Below are 19,065 nucleotides of genomic sequence, written 5' to 3' on the forward strand. Positions count from 1 at the left end.
ATAATTTATTTGCCTTTTAGCCTATATCTCTACTTATATTTAGCTAGTTATTATACCTTTTTTTCTTGCTTTCTCTATAGCTTCCACTCTGTTTGAAACTTGGAGCTTAGAATAAATGTTTATAATATGAGTTTTTACTGTGGAAATAGATATATTTAGTCTTTCTCCTATTTCTTTATTAGAAGCCCCTGTAACTATTTCATCTAAAACCTCTATTTCTCTATTACTTAAAATCTTTTCTTCACAGTCTTTATTTAAAATCAACATAATCTCATTTAAAAAATTTATTTCAGGTGTACTCAGATCTTCTTTTCTTTCAGATTTAAGTAGATTAATCCACGATTTAACCTTATCTCCTACCAAAATATATGAAAACTTAATATTATTTTCATAGCTATAGTAAACTGCTTCTCTCAGTAAGTTTATAATTTCTCTTTTATTATATTGAAAATCCTTTTCTAAAATATTTATTTTTAAAAATAATCCTTCTATCAATGCAACTTTAATTTTATCTTTTCTAGTAATATAAAGAATTGTATCAATTAACTCTAATGCTTCTTCATTTCTATTTTCTGATAACAATATCCTTGCATATAAGAGATGGTCTTCTAATCTAATTGATTTTCCATTATTACTTTTATACATATCTATAAATTTCTTCAATAGCTCATTATCCATATTATCTAAAATAAGTAAGTATTTTAATATAGATGCAACATACATAGAATTTTCATGAGTATCAAGTTCTACAAGTTCGTTAATTAGTTCCAATGCTTCTTTTCTACTACCTCTTAAAATATAGAGCTCCATAAGGTTATGCATATATCCTCTATTCAAAGAAATATAACTTTTGTGCATTACAAATTTACCTTTATTTAAAAATTCCTCTGCTTTATCCAAGTTTAAGTTTTTTAGGTATACACCTGTAGCCGCTATATAGTTATTAGCAGATAGTGGATATAAGAAAGCATGTTTCTCAATTAATTTGAAGTTTTCCTTATAAATTACCTCAGACTCATTTAAATCCCCTAATTCTTCTTTAATTTGGGCCTTTAAAGTTAACATAAAGAATCTAATATATGGGTTTTCAATATGTTTTTCTATTTCTATAGTTTTATTTATTAGTTCTAATGCTTCTTTATATTTACTTCTCATACTTAAGAAAACAGACATTTCTAAATAAACTATAGATTTTGTTACATTACTTAAATTTAATTCCTCTATATCTTGTAGAGATATAGTATCTTCATCTAAATATTTATCTTCAATAAATAACATTGAAAACTGGAGAATTCTTAATACTTTTTCATCCTCTATTTGATTTTTTAATACATCTAACATATGTTTTCCTTGTTCAAATTCCATATTACAAAAATGATAAAAAATCTTTTGTAAAGTAATATCTCTATTATGTTTAATATATTCTAAAGGTATTCGATGTAAGTATTCCCATCCTTTCGGATTTTGTCCCATTTTTTCTATGATTCTTATTGCCTGTTTATAGTTTTCTATGTCTAGTACATGTCTTATACTTTCATCTAAGTCCCCTATTCGCTCATATATTTCAGACGCCTTTAAATGAATATCCCTTCTTATATTTTCATCAAGACTAGAAAATTGTAGTCTTAGAAATCTACCAAATATATTATGGTATCTATATAGATGTTTATCTTCATCTATAGTAATTAAAAATAGATTTTTACTTAATAATACATCTATAATCTCGCCACAATTGTTTTTGTCTAAAAGATTGTTACAAATTTCTTCATTGAAATATCTTAAAATAGAAGTTCTAATTAAAAAGTTCTTTTCTTCTTCTTTTAGGGATTGTAATATTTCATTGGACAGATATTCAACGACATATTTATTTAACACTTTAATATCTTTTATCCAATTCTTATTATTAGATGATGCTAAAGCAATAAGCTGCAGTCCTCCTATCCAGCCTTCTGATATCTTTTCCATCTTATTAATAAGTGTACTTTCTAAGTTTAAATTTAACGTACCTTTTAAGAAGCTCATTGCTTCATCACTAGATAATTTTAATTCTCTTTCAGATATTTCTAAAAGACTTCCAGATATAGTTAAATGTCCTAAGTAAATCTTTGATTCTTCACGTGTTAATATTATTAAATGAATCTTTTCAGAAGAATATTTTATGAAAAGTTCTATAGTCTTTATTAAGTATTCATCTTTTATATATTGAAAATCATCTAAAATAATAAATATATCTTCATTTATCTGAAGTTGATTAATCAGAATAGTTACTATATTTTCTATATCTTCCTTATGAACTATTTTTTCAAATAAATCTATGATATCTTTACTTTGATCTCCTAGAATACCTTGAACTGCTTCTAAAAAATAATACCAAAATGAAAACACGTTATTGTTATCATCATCTAATGTAACCCATCTAAAATTAGTAAATTCTTTTTCTTTAATGAATGAAGTTAGCAGAGTGGTTTTGCCACTTCCTGCCATACCACTAATCATAGTAACTTTGTAATTAAAAATATTTTCTAGCTTTTTAAATAATTCTTCTCTTATAATATAGTTTTTTCTTGGAGAAGGCATTTTTAGCTTTGTAGATATGAACTTCAAATTAGACTTCATATAATCACCCTAATCAACGATTAATATATCTCTTTAATTTTTATTATATTACAATAACATATTAATATCGCCCTTCATTAAATTTTCTTTTACAGATAATTATTCCACAACCATAAAGTAAAATCACTAAAGTTAATAGATACCCAATTTGAGGTACGTAATTCATAATAGGCTTTCCACTCTCTATACCCTGGGCTAGATCTAAATAATTCTTTTGTGGAAGTAAATTTATAAGTTTCTTCAAAAATATATTAGTATTATTTATAGAATAAAAACTCCCTGAAAAAATTGAAGTTAAAACAATAATGCTAGAAGATAGGCTCATAACATCATCCATTTTTTCAACTACAGTTGATATGAATAAAGAGAAAGCTACTGAAAACAATACGATAATTCCTAATAAATACCCATACTGTGAATAACTAAACCCTATATCTATCTTAAAAATTTGTTTTATTATAAATAGCATAGTCAATATAGGAACATAAACTATAATAAAGTTAAAAATACAATGTCCAGCTATATAATTTCTCATATATATAGGAGAGGTAATAATTCTTTTAAAAGCTTTATTTTCTTTATCTTCTGTAAAAAAGCTCATAAAAAATACACCTTGTAATAATATGAACATAAGCATATATCCTAATATATTAGTGCCCACTCCTCTTTTATTTTCATTTTCATTATTCGGATTAAATTCAGATGGATTTTTAATAAAATTTTCAATTTTTGCTTTAAAGTCTTTACCCTTAATAGTATTCACTTCATACTTCTTATTTCCTTTTTCAATAACTACTGCATCATACTTATTCATAACAAGTTCAGATTTGCTAGGAGTTTCTTTTAATATTTCTATATTTGAGTATGAAGATATCTTAGGAATATCATTAGAACTCGTAACCCAAGCTATATTTAAATCAGTTTTTAAATGAGATGTAAAGTATACTGCAAGAATAAGGGATAAACAACTCATTATTAGAAAGTTAGTAACATAATTTTTATTACTATATGCTCTACGAAAATTATTTTTTAATATAACCCACACACCCATCATACATAATCCTCCATTCTAAAGACAAATTTACAGCCTAACATTAAAATAGCAGAGAGCATTAAAAGAACTATTGTAACAGGTAAGAAATAACTTATATCTTGATCGTATATGACTTTGAATATTCCTTCTAGTATCCATTTAACATAGGATATACTTGAAAGTTTTTCTGCTAATTTACCAAAACCACTTATTCGAAAAAATAACCCTCCTAAAATTGCAAGAATATTATTTACTATACTTAATATTTTATTAGATAACTCTTCACCTTTAAAAATACAGCAGAAAAATACACCTATAGTACAAGATAGTAGATTAAAGGATAAAATCATCATAATAACATATATAACTTTTGCCCCTCCGAAGTTTACACCTAAAGCTATATTGGAAAATATCATTAGAAGTAATAGACATATAGAAGTGAATACAAAAGTTGCTAGAATCTTAGATAAATAAACATATGAAATTCTAATAGGAGAATACAAAACTCTTAAGTTACTATTCTTTAAACTCTTTTCCATGAAGCTATTAGCTGACGTCATAGAAACATTCAATGTAGTAAATATCAGCATAGTAATACCATAGTAATCATATGAAGTTACTTCATTTCCTTGATAATTCCCGTTCATTAAATATCCTAATGATAACACAAGTAGAAAAGGAAATATCGTATTAGATAAAAACAACACAGGATTTAAGACAATATTTATTAAGTCTCTCTTAAACAGAGTATAAAAAACCATTTTATAACCCCCCTAATCTCTTAAAGTTCTACCTGTAAGCTCTAAAAATACTGTTTCTAAGCTAGGAGTTTCAGTAATTAAATTATTGATTTTTAGTCCTTTTTTCATTATAAAAGCAATTAATTTATCTAGATTTTCTATTCCCCTTAGTGTAGATACCTTAATACTTCCATTCTGTATACTTACATCCTTTATACCTTCAATATGAAAAAACTCATCTTTATTCAAATCTTCCACATTATTTATTTCAATATAGTAGATCTTTTCATTATCAAACTTTTCTTTAAGCTTTTCCTTAGTGCCCTCTGCTATAATCTCTCCATGATCTATAACGATAATTCTGGTAGATATCTCTTCAACTTCTTCCATATAATGAGTTGTATAAATAATTGTAGCTCCTTTGTCTCTTAGCATTTTAATAGAATTTAGTATATGATTTCTAGATTGTGGGTCAATTCCTACTGTCGGTTCATCCATTATAATTATTTTGGGATTATGAGCTATTGCACACGCTATATTAAGTCTTCTTTTCATACCACCTGAGAAAGTTTTAGGTTTGTCTTTTCTTCTATCTAACAGTCCAACAAAATCTAATGCTTTCTCTACATTTTCATTTAGTGCTTTTCCCTTTATTCCATAAAGAGATGTAAAAAATTTAACATTTTCTTCTGCTGATATATCTTCATAAATAGCTAAGTCTTGAGGTACAATTCCAAGATTTTTTTTAAAATCTCTATCGTTTTTTCTTACTTTTCTCCCATAAAATCTGATCTCTCCATTATCATAATCTAGAGCAGTTGATAGAATATTGATCATTGTACTCTTGCCTGCTCCATTAGGTCCTAGAAAGCATAGAATTTCACCTTTATTCACATCAAAAGATATATTTTTTAATACCTTATTATCTTTATAGCTTTTATTTATATTTTCTACACATATCATTGCTTCCATGTATCGCATCTCCTTTCTTAATTTATTATAGAAAATAAACTAAAAAAAGAAATCAACCGTTAGGTTGATTTTTGATTAAATATATTTTTAGAATTTTAATTATCAAATTGTAATTAAAATTATGATAACCTTCTTGATATAATTTTTGATTATTCATCTATTTCTTTTGAATTGTCTACTTTAGCATCATCAGTTATATTTAATGAATCTCTATACTCCACTAATTCTATGTTACATCCTTTTCCTATAACTATATTATTTCCTCTTACAATTTTAGCTGTCGTCTTTTCTAAATAAATATTATCCCCTTCTATAGTTTCTGCAATTAGGTTTCCTGTCTTTCTCTTAAATAGTCTAACAAGTTTCATAAATAAAGAATCCATTTCTAAGTTTTCTTTTATTGATATTGTAGTAGCCCCTATATCTTTAACTTTCGATGTACCATAACTCTCTATGAGTAATTCTTCAGCATTTAATAATCCGTTGACTTCAATAGCTCCTAATACCTTTACGTTCTCACCTTCTAAGTCCTCGTCTGTAATAAGTTCTCCATATATATCAATATTCTCACCTTTAATAGATTTATCGCAACTTACGGAACCTGTAATAGACAATCTGTTTACTGATAAATTATTTTTTATTATCGTATCACCATAAATCTTCATTTCATTAGCTTTTATGTCTTTCTCTATACTACTAGATCCATATACTTTAAATGTATCAACATTTAGATTTCCATCTATTCTACAATTTCCATAAACTTTAAATTCTCCTGCTTCTACATTAGTTGAGAATAAAACGTCACCATTTATTCTTATAAATTTTGCTTTTACATCACTAGTTATTCTACCAGAGCCATTAACTTTTACAGTATCAAACTCTCCTCCTGCAAAAGATCCGGATCCATTTATTTTTAAATCTTTATTATCAAAAGAATTCATAATTACCTCCTAATCAAATTTTAATTTTAAATTACTTATAAATTGAGAAATATTTATATCAAATACTTTTTCAAATGAATTATCTATGATTATTTCACTGTCTTTTGTAAGTATCCATCCACCAATTCCTAGTGACTTTATAAATATAATTCTTGTATCATTTGTAATGTTATCAAAAGTATTATTTATTAAATTAATCATACCTTTAGTCTCTGATATAGAGATTTTGTTAGAATTCAGAATATCATTAAATAAACTTATTATAACTACTCTATCAAAATCATATGACTCTTGATGACGAAACATTGTTTCGTAACTTTCTAGAATCTTTTCAGAAACTATGCCTCTCTCAAGTAATTCTTCTCTCATTATTTTTCTTTTTAATCCTTTATTAGAAAGCATCTCTGCTAATTCATCTAAAGATATATCATCCTTTAAGTTCATTATAGTCTCTATTCTTTGTAATATACTTTCTTTAGGAAAGTATGTTTCTTGCCCAGTATAGCTACTCTTTTTTATAAACCATTCTTCTGGTATTAGTTTTTTTCTTTTCCATCTATAGAGTTGACCATAAGATATACCTGTTGATTTTAACAACTCTTTCTTAGATATTAGCTCCTCATTCATTAAATCACCCCTATAATTAATGTAACATAACATTGTTACGTTGTAAATATTTTTTTAATAACTAAAAGCTATTTTTTTACAATATTAATCTTGTTTACTTTATTACATAAAAGCTAAAATTAATCTATATAATTGTCCACAACATTATATAAATATCTATATATTAAAAGTGGCTATTTGTTTTTACTTACAATAGCCACTTTTTTATAGTCTATTACTCAATATGCTTTTAAATTAAAATATAATAAGATTTTATAATAATGCTCTTAATGATAAATCATTTTAAATCTATAGTCCTTTAATACATAACTTTTTAACAAAAGAAATGTCTGCAGGTGAAAAAGTAAACTTATCCAAGTCCTTATAATCGACCCATCTATATTCATCATGATCTTTTAAAGTAATGTTTCCTTCTATAATCTTTCCTAAAAATGCAATAAGTTTAATTTCTATATTGCCATAGTCATATATACTTTCACCGAACTTTTTATCAATATCAATTTTAATATTCATCTCTTCTCTTAGTTCTCTTATTAAGCTATCTTCTGGTTTTTCTTCTGATTCTACTTTTCCTCCTGGAAACTCCCAATATCCAGCCATACTTTTTCCTTCTTTTCTTTTAGCAATAAGTACTTTATTATTATCTATTAATATACCAGCAACAACGTCTATCATTTGTGTTTCCTTTCTTTTTACTTTCGTTTATATTTAAATATAACTTTTCCTATACCATATATTAATATTATGGTAAATAGTATAATTATAACTGTATTTATAGGAACAAATGTATACATATAATTATCTCCCTTTTATTTAGATAATATTAAATTATATTAGTTGTATCTATCCATCTATTTATATAGCCTATAAAGTTAATAAAGTCATATAATCTATTATTTAAAACATCTAAAATAATATCTTATTTATAAATTAGAGTTCTTTGAACTCTTCTAAAGTACTCCATATCCATATATTCACTTAGAACTTTTGATTCAAATTCCACTTTTATGTTTTCATTTTTCATATAAACTAGTTTCCCATATTTTATTACTTGATGCTTCATAACAGATGTTGCTTTATTCAATATAACCAGATCTATATCATCTCTTTTAAAAATATCTATAAGCTCACCTAGTATTTCTAACTTAATAAAGGAATCATACTTTTCTTTTGTCAAGATAGCTATATCTAAATCACTATTATGATTATTTGTTCCCTTTGCATATGAGCCAAAAACGTATATCAGAACAATATTATACTTCTCCGCTAAATAACCTATATTTTCTTTTAAAATATTATTAACTTCATTAAAATTTTTTTGTACTTTTTTCACTCCTTGATAACTTTATATTATCAGGTCGATCTTTTTAAAGTAATTACCATATATATCATATTGTACCTATTATTCTCATAGTTGTGAATAGAAGTCTTTATAATATTTTCTTAATTAAACATACTTTATAAATAAAACTACTTATTTTTAAAATTCATACTTAACTTTTTTATTTTTCTTGACAACATTTAGAAATCATGTTAAGTTATTAAATAAAATATTCTAAAAATTTGGTCAATATTTGCTAAGATGGAGAATGGTATTTTATGTTTAACAGTTCAAGAGAGTTGACGTTTGGTGAAAGTCAATACTGTGCAAAAATACAGATCACTCCTGAGCTATATCTTTGAACGTAAAAATAACTTTTTACTATTAGAAGATATCGACTAGTCTCGTTAACGACTTAGGTTTGCTGGAACTGAAAAAGGGATATTCATTTTTTAATGAATATAATCAAGGTGGTACCGCGAGTTATGCTCGTCCTTGAAAGAATTATCTTTCATGGGCGAGCTTTTTTATTATATAAGTTACCTTTAAATCGAAAATTTACTTATCTAATAAGATAAGATTAGAAATTAATTGTTTATATAAAATAATAATAGTGAGGGATCAAATCATGGCTGTTTTAAATAAAAAAGAATCTTTTGATGTTAATAATATTGTAAAACACTTAAACTTTCCAGAATCAAGAAAGAATCTAGAAGGTACACTAAAGAAAACTAATTTAATATATAGTAATATTTTTAGTGAAGAATATGAAAATGAAGTTTATATAAAACCAGAGAATATACAAACTACAGGCTCTTTTAAAATTCGTGGTGCTTACAACAGAATTTGCAAATTATCTTTAGAAGAAAGACAGAAAGGTCTTATTGCTTCTTCTGCTGGAAATCATGCTCAAGGCGTTGCCTATGCTGCTCAAAAGCTTGGAGTAAAAGCGACTATTGTAATGCCTAAAACAACACCACTAATTAAAGTTGAAGCAACTAAAAGTTATGGTGCAAATGTAGTGCTATGTGGCGATTGTTATGACGAAGCTTATGCAGAAGCACGAAGATTAGAAAAAGAAAACGGATATGTATTTATTCATCCTTTCAATGACTTAGATGTAATTGAAGGTCAAGGAACTATTGGACTTGAAATATTAGAAGAACTAAAAGATGTAGACTGTATCCTAGTTCCTATAGGTGGAGGTGGTCTTATCAGTGGTGTTGCTATAGCTGCTAAGTCTGCTAATCCTAATGTTAAAATTATAGGGGTAGAGCCTGAAGGGGCAAAAGCTATGAAATTATCTGTGGATAATAATAAACTTACCTATCTTGATAAAGTTAATACAATTGCTGATGGAGTTGCTGTAAAAGAACCTGGTGATTTGAACTTTTCAATTATAAGAGAATATGTAGATGAAATTGTTACTGTTTCAGACTTTGACATCATGGAATCTTTCTTAATTCTTTTAGAAAAGCATAAATTCATAGGGGAAAATTCAGGAGTTCTATCTCTAGCAGGACTTAAGAAAGTTAAAGAAACTAATAAGAAAGTAGTCTGTGTTGTTAGTGGTGGTAATATAGACGTTCTAAATATATCATCTATGATTAACCAAGGTCTATTATCACGTGGACGTATCTTCTGTTTTTCTGTTGATTTACCTGATAAGCCTGGAGAACTTTTAAAAGTTTCTGAAATACTCTCGGACTTGAATGCAAATATAGTTAAACTAGAGCATAATCAATTTAAAGCTATTGATAGATTTGTTCAAGTACAACTTGAAGTAACTGTTGAAACTAATGGACATAAGCATATTGAGCAGATTCTATCTGTATTACAACAAAAAGGATATAGTATAACTAGGGTTTATTAATTATAAAAAACTATTGTTTAGTTTTAACCTATACTCCATAATAAGATATAGTTAAATTAAAGTAAAAGATTATATAGCAATATTAGAACTAAAATTGGATAAAGGAGTATACACAAATGAATGAAAAAGAATTTTGGGATATTATTAAACAGATGCAGTCTTATGATGAACCTTTTGAATGGCTGATTGAACACTTATCTAAAAAAACAGATGATGAAATTATAGATTATGAAATTCACTTAAAAAATGCTTTAGATAAATCTTACACATCTCATTTATGGGGTGCGGGATATTTGATTATGGGTGGATGTTCAGATGATTGCTTTGAATATTTCAGATGTTGGCTTATTGCACAGGGACAAGAAATATTTGAATTAACATTAGAAAACCCTGAATTTCTTGCAGAATGCATTCCAGATTTTTATGAAGAAGAAGAAATTGTTCCAGAACTAGAAGATATGCTTTATATTGCAATGGAAGCTTATTCATTGAAAAAGACAGGTGATGTTGACTGTGATGAAGCCTCAGATGAATTTCTATCAAGAGTAGAAGAAAGAGAATATGAATGTAATCGAGATAACATAGAATTTGATTGGGAAGATGAAGACGATTTGATGGTTCTGTTTCCAAAGTTATGGGATCGTTTTGGAGAAAATCCATTAGGTTAATATAAATAATATATGTAACTTATTCTCATTTCTCATAAAACAAAGAGCCTCTTAAAGTAAACATAGTTTTTTATATCATATACTTTAAAAGGCTTTTTTATATATTAATGTAGTTCTTGTCAAACACTTATAGTAAAACATTAACTACTAAATAACATAATCCTCTGGTATAAATACCTTTACATCTTTAGGTCTTACAAATACTTCTTCTCCTACTTTAAGATTTAAATTTAGGTAAGTTTCTCTAGTTAATTCTGCTTCTAAATATTCTCCTGTATCTTCTCTTTTTAGTTCCAAATATACTATAGGTCCTATTGATCTAATAAAGAACACTTTTGATTTTATGAAATCTTCTCCTTTATTTTCTCTTCTTATTTCTATATCATGTGGGCGGACGTAACTTATTGCTTCAGTATTAGTAGTATTATTATATTCTGGAGCATCAAGTTCAAGTCCACCAATTTGTACCTTACCATTATGAACTCTTCCATGAAATAAATTTACATTACCAAGAAAGTTATAGACGAAAGGATTTTCAGGATTTTCATAAACCTCTTCAGGTGTTCCTATTTGTTCTATCTTTCCACCATTTAATATAACTATTCTATCTGCTACATCCATAGCTTCTTCCTGATCATGAGTTACAAATATACTGGTAATTGGCATATCGTCATGAAGCTTCCTTAACCATCTTCTCAAATCTTTACGAACTTTAGCATCAAGTGCACCGAAAGGTTCATCAAGTAAAAGCACTCTAGGCTCTACTGCTAAAGCTCTAGCAAGAGCAATTCTTTGTCTTTGACCACCTGATAACTGTGAAGGATATCTGTCTGCTAGTTCTCTCATTTTTACAAGTTCTAATAATTCACTAACCTTTTGACTAATTTCACTTTTACTAGGTCTATATTTACGTGAACGTACCTTTAATCCAAAAGCTACATTTTCAAAAACAGTCATATGTTTAAATAGGGCATAATGTTGAAATACAAATCCTACATTACGATCCTGTGCTTTTTTATCCGTAAGATCTTCTCCATCAAAAGATATGTTCCCTTCATCTGGATTCTCAAGACCTGCAATAATTCTTAATAAAGTGGTTTTTCCTGAACCAGAAGGACCTAATAGTGCAACCAGTTCTCCTGTATTGATTTTTAGGTTAACATCGTTCAGAGCTTTAAAATCTTTAAAATTTTTAGATATATTAGTTACTTCTATACCCACAACAATCTCCCCTTACTTCATATATTGATTTTACTTATCTAACTCTTTTCTGTTCTGTTTCTCAACGATATTTTTAATTATAAGATTGATCACAGCTATGATAGTTAGTAAAGATGCTACAGAAAATGCAGATGTAAAGTTATACTCGTTATATAATATTTCTACATGTAAAGGTAGCGTAGTTGTAACTCCTCTAATATGTCCTGAAACTACAGATACTGCTCCAAACTCTCCAGCTGATCTAGCTGCTGTGAGCACTATTCCATACAAAAGAGCCCACTTTATATTTGGCAATGTAACTAACCAAAAAGTCTTCCATCCACTTGCTCCAAGAGTCAAAGCTGCTTCTTCTTCAGAACTCCCTTGAGATTGCATTAATGGTATAAGCTCACGAGCAACAAAAGGAAAAGTAACAAATATAGTAGAAATAATGATTCCAGGTGTATTAAAAATTATCTTTATATTATTAGATGATAGCCAATTTCCAAATAATCCGTGTGTATCACTAAATAGTAGTACAAAAATAAATCCAGCTATTACTGGTGAAATTGCAAATGGCAAGTCAATAATAGTAATTAATAAATTTTTTCCCTTAAATTCAAATTTAGCTATTGCCCATGAAGCAACTATTCCAAAAATAGTATTTATAGGGACACATATTGCTACAGTTAATAAGGTTAATTTTAGTGCCTCTAATGCCATAGGATCGGTAATAGCACCCATATATACAGAAAATCCTTTTTCAAATGCTTTAGTAAAAACAGCAATTAATGGTACTATTAATATCAGTGCAACATAAATCATAGAAATAAATATTAATATGTTACGAACTATCTTCGATTCCTTTATCGAACTATTTTTTACTTTAGGTGTAGGAACTTTCTTTTCTTCAATAGCAATACTTTCGCTCACATCCTCACCCCCTATCTTATATTATGTCGAGTGGCATTCCACCATTGAAATAAATTTATAATAAAGAGCATAATAAAGGATATTATCAGCATTACAGCAGCAACTGCCGTAGCTCCAGAGTAATCATACTGTTCTAGTTTAGTCATTATGATTAATGGCGATATTTCCGTTTTCATAGGCATGTTTCCAGATATAAATACAACTGATCCATATTCTCCTAAAGTCCTAGAAAATGCTAAAGAAAATCCTGTTAATAAAGCTGGTAACATTTCTGGAAATATAACTTTAATAAAAGTTTGTATTCGTGTTGCTCCTAAGGTAGATGCAGCTTCTTCAAATTCTTTATCAAGATTTAATAAAACTGGTTGAACTGTTCTAACTACAAATGGAAACCCAACAAAACTAAGTGCTACAACTATACCTAGAAAACTAAAAGAAACTTTTATTCCTAGTAAATTAAGATATTTACCTATCCAACCTTCTTGAGAATATAATGTGGTTAAAGTTATACCTGCTACTGCTGTTGGTAAAGCAAATGGCAAATCAATAATAGCATCAATAATCTTACGACCTACAAAATCATATCTAACTAACGTCCATGCTAACAACAATCCGAATATTGTATTAATAAGAGTAGCTATGAAAGCAGCTCCAAATGTTATTTTAAAAGAAGCTAAAACTCTTTCTTCAGTAACTACCTTCCAAAAATTATCCCATCCCATGTTTGATGAATTTATAAATACCATAGATAAAGGGATTAATATCAGAAAACTTATATACAATATTGTAAAGCCTGTTGTCAGTCCAAAACCTGGTATTATACTATATTCTTTAATTTTTAAGGACTTAACAAATGACTTCATATAAACACCTCTTAACTTGAAATAGTTCTTAATATAGATATGATGAACCTAAAAGGTCCATCATTCTATTCATTTCATTACTTCTTTATATATATTTCATCAAAGATACCACCATCATTAAAGTGTTCTTCCTGAGCTTTTTGCCATCCTCCAAAAACCTCGTCTATTGTAAATAAGTTTATCTTAGGAAACTTATCTTCATAATTTTTAGATACTTTCTCACTTCTTGGACGATAGAAATTCTTAGCAGCAATTTCTTGACCTTCATCTGAATAAAGATATTCAAGATATGCTTCAGCAACTTTACGTGTTCCTTTTTTATCTACATTAGAATCTACAACTGATACTGGTGGTTCTGCTAAGATACTTACCGAAGGTATAACTATCTCAAACTTTCCTTCTCCAAATTCTTTATCAGCTAAATAAGCTTCATTTTCCCAAGCTATTAGAACATCTCCTATACCACGTTCAACAAATGTTGTAGTAGAAGCTCTAGCCCCTGTATCTAAAATTGGTACATTTTTAAATAACTTTTGTACAAATTCTTTGGCTTTATTTTGGTCCTTACCATTTTTCTCTAATGCATATCCCCAAGCTGCGAGATAGTTCCAGCGAGCTCCTCCAGAAGTTTTTGGATTTGGTGTAATAACTGAAACGCCTGGTTTTACTAAATCATCCCAATCTTTAATGTTCTTAGGATTCCCTTTACGTACTAGAAAAACAATAGTAGATGTATAAGGTGTTGAATTATCTGAAAGACGTTTTTGCCAGTCAGATTTAATAAGTTCCTTTTTCGTATTAATTGAATCAATATCATATGCAAGTGCTAACGTAACAACATCAGCTTCTAATCCATCGATAACTGAACGTGCTTGTTTTCCCGATCCACCATGAGACTGTTGTATATCAACGACTTCTCCTGTTTTCTCTTTCCAATGTTTAATAAATGATTCATTGAATTCTTTATATAATTCTCTAGTTGGATCATATGAAACATTAAGCAATTTTATAGGTTGAGAGCTTGAAGCTTGTTGTGTTTTATTATCTTTACTTTTTTTAGTTTCTTTCTTTCCACAACCTGCTAGTGTTCCTAAAGTGGCTATAATAGTTATAACTAATAATATGATTCTAAGCTTTCCTTTTAAAAATTTCTTGTTTCCCTTCTTTAACTTTGGCATAATCCCATCCCCCTTATATTCTGATTATCATAAAAGACCATTAATGCTTGATAATACTATTAATTAAAAATAAAATATTAATTTTTATTTATCTTATAAAAATTATAAGTTTTAACTCAATTTAATTCATACTATTCCTATTGGTTAATCCTATTTTAGTGTCCATTTTATGTATTGTCAAGAATAATTTTCTATTTCATCTATCTTTTCTATAATAGATAAGCTTTTAAGTGGAGAATTTCAACAGTGTAATAAAATATATTACTTCTCCACTTTATTCTATTAAATCTTAATTTTCATAGATGAAATCATAGCAGATTTATGATATAATACGCAGAGATTACTAAAATTTAGGTAGAGGATGGTATTGCTGTGATTACTGTAACTAATGTAAGTTTAAGGTACGGAGAAAGAAAACTTTTTGAAGATGTAAATATAAAATTTACTCCAGGGAATTGTTATGGTGTTATAGGTGCCAATGGTGCTGGTAAAAGTACTTTTCTAAAAATTTTATCTGGAGAAATAGATCCAAATACAGGAGAAGTTAGTATTCCTTCTGATATTAGAATGTCTGTTTTAAAACAGGATCATTATCAGTATGATAATTATCCAGTTTTAGATACTGTTATAATGGGAAATGCTAGACTTTATGAAATCATGAAAGAAAAAGATGCTATCTATGCAAAACCCGACTTTACTGATGAAGATGGAATAAAAGCTTCAGAATTAGAGTGTGAATTTGCAGAATTAGATGGATGGGAAGCAGAACCAGAAGCTTCTTCTTTACTTCAAGGTCTTGGTATTGGTACAGAACTTCACTATAAAACAGTATCAGAATTAACAGGTGCTGAAAAAGTGAAGGTATTACTAGCACAAGCTTTATTTGGAAAACCAGGAGTCTTGATTTTGGACGAGCCTACTAACCACTTAGATATTAACTCAATTAACTGGTTAGAAGAATTCTTAATAAATTTTGAAGGTACAGTTATAGTAGTATCTCATGATAGACACTTTTTAAATCAAGTTTGTACTCATATAGCTGATGTAGACTTTGGAAAAATTAAGTTATATGTTGGTAACTATGATTTCTGGTATGAATCAAGTCAATTAGCCCTTCAAATGATGAGAGATCAGAATAAGAAAAAAGAAGAAAAAATTAAAGAATTACAAGAATTCATTGCACGTTTTAGTGCTAACGCTTCTAAGTCTAAACAAGCTACTTCTCGTAAAAAATTACTTGATAAAATTACTTTAGATGATATCCAGCCATCTAGTAGAAAGTATCCTTATGTAGGATTTACTATAGGAAGAGAAGTTGGAAATGATATACTGATGGTTGAAAACTTATCTAAAACAATAGATGGTGAAAAAATTCTAAATAATATAAGCTTTACAGTAGGTAAAGATGATAAAATTGCATTTGTAGGTGAAAACGAACTTGCTAATACTACTTTATTTAAAATATTAACAGGTGAAATGGAACCAGATAGTGGATCTTTCAAATGGGGAGTTACTATCACTACTTCTTATTTCCCTAAAGATAACTCTGAATTCTTCAATAACGTAGATTTAAATCTTGTAGACTGGTTACGTCAGTTCTCTGAAGAAAAATCTGAAAGTTATTTGAGAGGATTCTTAGGAAGAATGTTATTCTCTGGAGAAGAAGCTTTAAAACAAGCAAAAGTTCTTTCTGGAGGAGAGAAAGTTAGATGTATGCTTTCAAAAATGATGTTAAGTAATGGAAATGTATTAATTCTTGATCAACCTACAAACCACTTAGACCTTGAGTCTATCACTGCTCTAAATAATGGTCTTAAAGACTATAAGAGTAATATTTTATTTGCTTCTCATGACCATCAATTTATTCAAACTATAGCAAATAGAATTATTGAAATTACTCCTGAAGGTTTAATTGATAAGCAAACGACATATGATGAATATTTAGAAAGTAAAAAGTAATATATTTTAAAGAGTACCAGATCTAAAATCCTGGTACTCTTTTTATTTGAAATATAGTCTATGATATTTCTTGTTTTTTCACACTATTATGTATAAATAGACACAGCACTCCTCCTAATATAATACTAAAAATTAGTATAAAATATGGATAAAGTATAGGTTTTCCAAATATATTAATAGTACTAAACAATTGGTATATACCTTTAACATTTAAAATTTGAGTAATACTTATATCGATTAATGCCTTCTTGAATTCTATTTTATTTGGTATTATATCTTTTAAAATTATAGGATAGAAAAGTATACATGCTGAAGTAAATAATGTAATCATTGATGATTTACTAATTTGTGATACTAAAATTATAACTAATGAAAATAATATTGCTCCTATAATACTAGTTAATACATATATTCCCCAAAACTGACCTATACTTAAATTATATGGTGAATTAATGAATCCAAGCATATTTTGAATAGGAGCTTCATATCCATGAATACCGTATGTCTTTATTGTAGTAAGAATCTCCATAAAATGAATCAGTAATACTATAAGTGTAGAATATATAATTGATGCTATAATCTTTACTTTAACAATATTCTTTCTCCCTTTTTTACTTGACAATATTAAGGGTGCTACGTTATCTTTATACTCTTCTGAAAAAATAGGTGAAATACCTAGAGAAAGCATTATACCAAAAAGTACTGCAAATATTATATTATTGTCATAGATAATACTTCCTACCTCTGCATATTTGAACTCAGGTTGCTTTAACTTCTCGTACATTTGTTTTGCCAATAATTTATTTTTATAGTCATATGTATCCTTTTTTCCCTCATTTTTAAGATTGCTTAAACTTTCTTCAAGTTCATCCATTGTATATCCTTTAAAATCATTATTAAGGTAACTATATTCTTCTAATTTAAAGGGCTTTTTTTCATGTCTCAATATATCTGAAATAGCTATTACTCTTGGTCTACTTTGAACCATATAGTTAAAATATACATACTTACTTTTTTTATAATACTCTTTATCCTTATTATTTTCATCTACTAATTCCTTAAGCTTGTTTTCTTTCTCTTTATTTATACTACCTTCAAATTGCTTCAAGTAATTATATAGTTCTTCTTGACTATATTCATATGCTTTTTTTATCCATTGGTTTTCACTTATAATTCTTGGTAAAAAAGTAATTGAAATCATTAGTATAAAGACTATATATATACTTTTCCTCGAAAATATTTTATATAATTCATATTTTAAAAGCTCCATCTAATTCACCCTTTCATTAAAGTAATACATATAAACATCTTCAAGGTTAGGCTGAATCCCTATTGTATTATCAACCTCTTGATTACTTAATATTCTTAGCTCAATTCCATCTTCTTTTCTTATCATATTTACAATTTGATAATTAGCTTCATAGTCACTCAGAGATTCTTCATTTATAGTTATACTCCATACTTTTCCATTTAGTTCTTCTAACAATCCTTTACAGGTCGATGATTTTATAAAGTTACCTTCTTTTATTAAAACTATCTCTTTTGCTATATACTCTATATCTGATACTATGTGAGTAGATAAAATAACTATTCTGTCTTTTGATATATCGGAAATTAATTTCCTAAATCTAATTCTCTCTTTAGGATCAAGACCTACCGTAGGCTCATCTAATATTAAAATTTTAGGGTCATTTAAAAGAGCCTGTGCTATTCCAAGTCTCTGTTTCATTCCACCAGAAAGTTTTTTAATTTTTTTTCCTCTTTCATTGGTAAGACCTACTATTTCTAAAAGAGTATCAATTCTTTCTTTGGCCTCCTTTTTGTTTATATCTTTTAATGCACCTATATATTCTAAGAACTTCTGAGGTGTAAAGTTTTTATAATATCCTATATCTTGTGGAAGATAACCTAATAGGTCTCTATATTCTTCTCCCATATCACTTTTATTTATCCCATCTACGAGAACTTTTCCACTTGTAGGCCTTAATACATCCGCTAGGATTCTCATTAAAGTTGTCTTTCCTGAACCATTTGGACCTAATAATCCATATACCCCTTCACACATAGTAAAAGAAAAGTTATTTACAGCAACTTTATCAGAAAATTTCCTTGTTATATTTAACATCTCTAGTTTCATTAAG

At 27.8% G+C, this 19,065-nt stretch carries 17 protein-coding genes and 1 other annotated feature; of the genes, 3 read left to right on the forward strand and 14 right to left on the reverse strand.

What is annotated here, in order from left to right:
- Positions 1–39: 39 nt before the first annotated feature.
- The 8 genes from CLPU_RS18135 to mntA form a co-directional block, all read right to left on the reverse strand.
- A complete protein-coding gene (locus tag CLPU_RS18135; RefSeq protein ID WP_050355404.1) occupies positions 40–2,616 on the reverse strand; it encodes a winged helix-turn-helix domain-containing protein in 2,577 nt (858 codons plus the stop codon).
- Positions 2,617–2,677: 61 nt separating this feature from the next.
- Positions 2,678–3,670: an ABC transporter permease gene (locus CLPU_RS09425; protein WP_050355405.1), complete on the reverse strand. Its 993-nt coding sequence runs from the start codon at positions 3,668–3,670 to the stop codon at positions 2,678–2,680.
- Positions 3,667–4,410 carry an ABC transporter permease gene (locus CLPU_RS09430; RefSeq protein WP_050355406.1) on the reverse strand — a complete coding sequence of 248 codons (744 nt, stop codon included), beginning with the start codon at positions 4,408–4,410 and terminating at the stop codon, positions 3,667–3,669. Before CLPU_RS09430 ends, CLPU_RS09425 begins: the two co-directional genes overlap by 4 nt.
- Before the next feature lie 12 nt (positions 4,411–4,422).
- Complete coding sequence (locus CLPU_RS09435; RefSeq protein WP_050355407.1) at positions 4,423–5,361, reverse strand: ABC transporter ATP-binding protein; 939 nt, start codon at positions 5,359–5,361, stop codon at positions 4,423–4,425.
- Positions 5,362–5,510: 149 nt separating this feature from the next.
- On the reverse strand, positions 5,511–6,302 hold the full coding sequence (locus CLPU_RS09440; protein WP_050355408.1) for a hypothetical protein: 792 nt from the start codon (positions 6,300–6,302) through the stop codon (positions 5,511–5,513).
- Between the two features lie 9 nt (positions 6,303–6,311).
- Entirely contained in the window at positions 6,312–6,929 is a 618-nt protein-coding gene (locus CLPU_RS09445; RefSeq protein ID WP_050355409.1) for a DUF4004 family protein, read from the reverse strand.
- Between the two features lie 288 nt (positions 6,930–7,217).
- Positions 7,218–7,604 carry a (deoxy)nucleoside triphosphate pyrophosphohydrolase gene (locus CLPU_RS09450; RefSeq protein WP_050355410.1) on the reverse strand — a complete coding sequence of 129 codons (387 nt, stop codon included), beginning with the start codon at positions 7,602–7,604 and terminating at the stop codon, positions 7,218–7,220.
- Positions 7,605–7,848: 244 nt separating this feature from the next.
- The gene (gene mntA, locus CLPU_RS09455) at positions 7,849–8,262 is read right to left on the reverse strand and encodes a type VII toxin-antitoxin system MntA family adenylyltransferase antitoxin (RefSeq protein WP_050355411.1); all 414 of its coding nucleotides are present in this window, start codon (positions 8,260–8,262) and stop codon (positions 7,849–7,851) included.
- 237 nt (positions 8,263–8,499) lie between these two features.
- Positions 8,500–8,750 (forward strand) — a binding site (T-box leader).
- Between the two features lie 128 nt (positions 8,751–8,878).
- Between mntA and ilvA the strand changes: the two genes are divergently transcribed.
- Together ilvA and CLPU_RS09465 are read left to right on the forward strand one after the other, a co-directional pair.
- The gene (gene ilvA / locus CLPU_RS09460; RefSeq protein ID WP_050355412.1) at positions 8,879–10,123 is read left to right on the forward strand and encodes a threonine ammonia-lyase; all 1,245 of its coding nucleotides are present in this window, start codon (positions 8,879–8,881) and stop codon (positions 10,121–10,123) included.
- Between the two features lie 116 nt (positions 10,124–10,239).
- Positions 10,240–10,791 (forward strand): DUF4240 domain-containing protein, encoded by a 552-nt coding sequence (locus tag CLPU_RS09465; protein ID WP_050355413.1) that lies wholly within the window; start codon positions 10,240–10,242, stop codon positions 10,789–10,791.
- Positions 10,792–10,938: 147 nt separating this feature from the next.
- Here the strand turns inward: CLPU_RS09465 and CLPU_RS09470 are convergent, their stop codons facing one another.
- From CLPU_RS09470 to CLPU_RS09485, 4 genes are all read right to left on the reverse strand, one after another.
- The gene (locus CLPU_RS09470) at positions 10,939–12,012 is read right to left on the reverse strand and encodes a sulfate/molybdate ABC transporter ATP-binding protein (protein ID WP_050355414.1); all 1,074 of its coding nucleotides are present in this window, start codon (positions 12,010–12,012) and stop codon (positions 10,939–10,941) included.
- A gap of 30 nt (positions 12,013–12,042) precedes the next feature.
- Positions 12,043–12,924, reverse strand: a complete 882-nt coding sequence (gene cysW, locus CLPU_RS09475) for a sulfate ABC transporter permease subunit CysW (protein ID WP_082154168.1) — start codon at positions 12,922–12,924, stop codon at positions 12,043–12,045.
- An 11-nt stretch (positions 12,925–12,935) separates the two neighbouring features.
- A complete protein-coding gene (gene cysT, locus CLPU_RS09480; protein WP_050355415.1) occupies positions 12,936–13,787 on the reverse strand; it encodes a sulfate ABC transporter permease subunit CysT in 852 nt (283 codons plus the stop codon).
- A gap of 77 nt (positions 13,788–13,864) precedes the next feature.
- Complete coding sequence (locus tag CLPU_RS09485) at positions 13,865–14,965, reverse strand: sulfate ABC transporter substrate-binding protein (protein WP_050355416.1); 1,101 nt, start codon at positions 14,963–14,965, stop codon at positions 13,865–13,867.
- 372 nt (positions 14,966–15,337) lie between these two features.
- On the opposite strand from CLPU_RS09485, the gene CLPU_RS09490 reads away from it, so the two are divergent.
- On the forward strand, positions 15,338–16,924 hold the full coding sequence (locus CLPU_RS09490; protein ID WP_050355417.1) for an ABC-F family ATP-binding cassette domain-containing protein: 1,587 nt from the start codon (positions 15,338–15,340) through the stop codon (positions 16,922–16,924).
- Between the two features lie 58 nt (positions 16,925–16,982).
- Here CLPU_RS09490 and CLPU_RS09495 read toward each other — a convergent pair whose 3' ends face one another.
- Both CLPU_RS09495 and CLPU_RS09500 read right to left on the reverse strand, forming a co-directional pair.
- Complete coding sequence (locus CLPU_RS09495) at positions 16,983–18,194, reverse strand: ABC transporter permease (RefSeq protein WP_050355418.1); 1,212 nt, start codon at positions 18,192–18,194, stop codon at positions 16,983–16,985.
- Complete coding sequence (locus tag CLPU_RS09500; protein WP_050355419.1) at positions 18,195–19,061, reverse strand: ABC transporter ATP-binding protein; 867 nt, start codon at positions 19,059–19,061, stop codon at positions 18,195–18,197.
- Between the last annotated feature and the right edge of the window lie 4 nt (positions 19,062–19,065).

Origin of the sequence: Gottschalkia purinilytica, from assembly GCF_001190785.1 — a bacterium.
GTDB classification, from domain to species: Bacteria; Bacillota; Clostridia; order Tissierellales; family Gottschalkiaceae; genus Gottschalkia_A; species Gottschalkia_A purinilytica.